Genomic DNA, 2,559 nt, shown 5'->3' with positions numbered 1-2,559 from the left:
CTTCTATAGCCTCTTTCTATTAGCTCTTGGCATTGCTCTATGTCACAATCATCTATGACTTTATAGTAAGTAGTTTGTTTCGCATCACTTAGATATGAACATTTGTCATCAAGTGAAAATTCTTTTAGTAAATTCATCTTGCCATTTTGACATAATTTACATTATAATTAGTGAAATGATAATACAAATTAAAAGGTAAATTTTGGAATTTTTTATAAAACATAAAATATTAATACTTAGAAGTGCAGGAACCTTAATGCTTCTGATTGGTTTTGTTGTACATTTTTGGGTAACACCTAAAGAGGGTATTAGTAAAAATGAGATAGCGGCAGCAAATATTGCAAGAATGGAAGCTAAAGTAGCTGGTAAATCTAATAATGGTTCAAAAAAACAAAAGAAGAAAGAGAAATCAAAATATATGCAAGAATTTAAAAATCATCAAGCTAAGCAAGTTCAATACTTAACTATTATATCGATGATATTAGGTGTGGGATCTTTAGGTTACAGTTTCGTAAAAAAGAAAGAGCCTAATACTTAGGCTCAGTTAAAGTATTATTGCTTATTTTGAGCAATCAATACACCCTCTATCATCTTATCTATATCACCATCTAAGATTCCAGACACATTTGAATAAGCTTCATTGCTTCTTGTATCTTTAACTTGTTGGTATGGTTGCATAACATAAGAACGAATTTGATGGCCCCAACCTATTTCACTCTTTGCAACACCAGCAGCTTCTGCTTTTTGAGCTTCTAGTTCTAACTCATAAAGACGAGACTTTAGCATCTTCATTGCTGTTGCTTTATTTTTATGTTGACTTCTATCATTTTGACACTGTACGATAACATTTGTTTCAATATGAGTTATACGAATAGCAGATTCAGTTTTATTAACATGTTGTCCACCAGCTCCACTTGCGCGATAAGTGTCTATTCTAATATCTTTATCTTCAACTACAATATTTATGTCATCGTCTATCTCTGGTGAGACCATTACAGAACTAAAAGATGTATGTCTTTTTGCATTTGAATCAAATGGAGAGATGCGAACAAGTCTATGAATGCCATTTTCTACTTTTAAGTAGCCATAAGCATTTTCACCTTTTATGATGATAGATACATCTTTGATACCAGCTTCATCTCCAACTTGGTAGTCTAGGACTTCAACACTAAAGTTATGCCTCTCAGCCCATCTCTTATACATTCTGAGTAACATTTCAGCCCAGTCTTGAGATTCTGTTCCTCCAGCCCCTGGATGGATAGAGAGGATAGCATTGTTAGAGTCAGTCTCACCACTTAAAAGAACTTCAACTTCCATGTTTAAAATAAGCTGTTCTAACTCTTGACTCTCATTAAAACATGATTCAATAGTTTCTTCATCTTTTTCTTCTTTAGCCATATCATATAATTCTACAGCATCTACAATGGCATCTTTGGCAATAGAATATTTATCTAACTTTCTTTGACATTGAGTTTTTTCTTTTTGAATTTTTGCAGCATTTGTTGCATCATTCCAAAAATCTTGAAAACTTTCTAATTCTTCTATTTCATCTAGTCTATTATTTAATTTATCTGGTTGTACAACACCTGTGATGTTATCCATTTTTAAATTTAAGTTTTTTAAGAGTTCTGTGTATTCGTAGTTATCCATAAAGTTAATCCAATAGTGTATAATTGCGATTATATTAAATTGAGGCTTAAAATGAAGATTATATCTACTCCAATAGAGTTAAAAGAGTATTTGAGTAATTCTAATAAAACGGAGGGGTTTCAAGGAAACCACTCCGTAGGTTTTGTTCCAACTATGGGTGCTTTACATGAAGGGCACATTACTCTTATAAAAGAAGCAAGAAAAGACAATGAAATAGTTGTTATATCTATCTTTGTTAATCCTACTCAGTTCTTAGAAGGTGAAGACTTAGATAATTATCCTAGAAAAGATGAAGCAGATAAAAAGATATGTGAACTCAGTGGAGTAGATATCCTATTTTTACCAAATGCTAATAGCATCTATGGCAATGATGAAGTTAGTATTCTTGCTCCAAGTGTGCGTGGATATGTGCTTGAAGGGTTTAGTCGTCCAGGACACTTTAACGGTGTCCTTAGCGTTGTAATGAAATTATTAAATATAGTAAGTCCAACAAGAGCATATTTTGGTAAAAAAGATGCTCAGCAACTAAATCTTATTACGTTAATGGTTAAACAGTTTTTTATGAGTGTTGAAATTATTAGTATTGATACAGTTAGAGAAAGCGATGGCTTAGCACTCAGCAGTAGAAATATATATCTTAGTAAAAAAGAGAGAGAAGAAGCTTTGAAAATTTCGGCTTCACTCCAAATAGCTGCAAAAATGATTATTAAAAATATAGTAGATTCACATGAAATAATAAATAAGATGAGAGAACACTTAGAGCCATTAGAAATTTTTTATGTTGAGATACTAAATCGTGATTTTGAAATTATAAAAGAAGTAGAACTTGAAAATACAGTTATCTTAGTTGAAGTGAAATTAGGTGAAACAAGACTACTTGATAATATTTGGCTTTAAGTAACCCTCTTC

Annotated in this window: 3 protein-coding genes; 2 read left to right on the top strand and 1 reads right to left on the bottom strand. The window is 31.7% G+C overall.

The features are described from left to right. Positions 1-202 precede the first annotated feature (202 nt). A complete protein-coding gene (locus QZZ48_RS15310; RefSeq protein ID WP_294967124.1) occupies positions 203-538 on the top strand; it encodes a hypothetical protein in 336 nt (111 codons plus the stop codon). Between the two features lie 14 nt (positions 539-552). Here QZZ48_RS15310 and prfB read toward each other — a convergent pair whose 3' ends face one another. Then, the gene (gene prfB, locus QZZ48_RS15305) at positions 553-1,650 is read right to left on the bottom strand and encodes a peptide chain release factor 2 (protein ID WP_294967123.1); all 1,098 of its coding nucleotides are present in this window, start codon (positions 1,648-1,650) and stop codon (positions 553-555) included. A gap of 51 nt (positions 1,651-1,701) precedes the next feature. Here prfB and panC point away from each other — a divergent pair, with 51 nt between their 5' ends. Further along, positions 1,702-2,547: a pantoate--beta-alanine ligase gene (panC, locus tag QZZ48_RS15300; RefSeq protein WP_294967122.1), complete on the top strand. Its 846-nt coding sequence runs from the start codon at positions 1,702-1,704 to the stop codon at positions 2,545-2,547. Positions 2,548-2,559 lie beyond the last annotated feature (12 nt).

This window comes from Sulfurimonas sp., assembly GCF_016744025.1.
Taxonomy (GTDB): domain Bacteria; phylum Campylobacterota; class Campylobacteria; order Campylobacterales; family Sulfurimonadaceae; genus Sulfurimonas.
This window is presented reverse-complemented; position numbering and strand designations above follow the sequence as displayed.

What these genes read in the sequence shown, in the direction of transcription:
- prfB (WP_294967123.1), bottom strand. Translation starts at nt 1,650, where the DNA reads ATGGATAACTACGAATACACAGAACTCTTAAAAAACTTAAATTTAAAA.
- panC (WP_294967122.1), top strand. Translation starts at nt 1,702, where the DNA reads ATGAAGATTATATCTACTCCAATAGAGTTAAAAGAGTATTTGAGTAAT.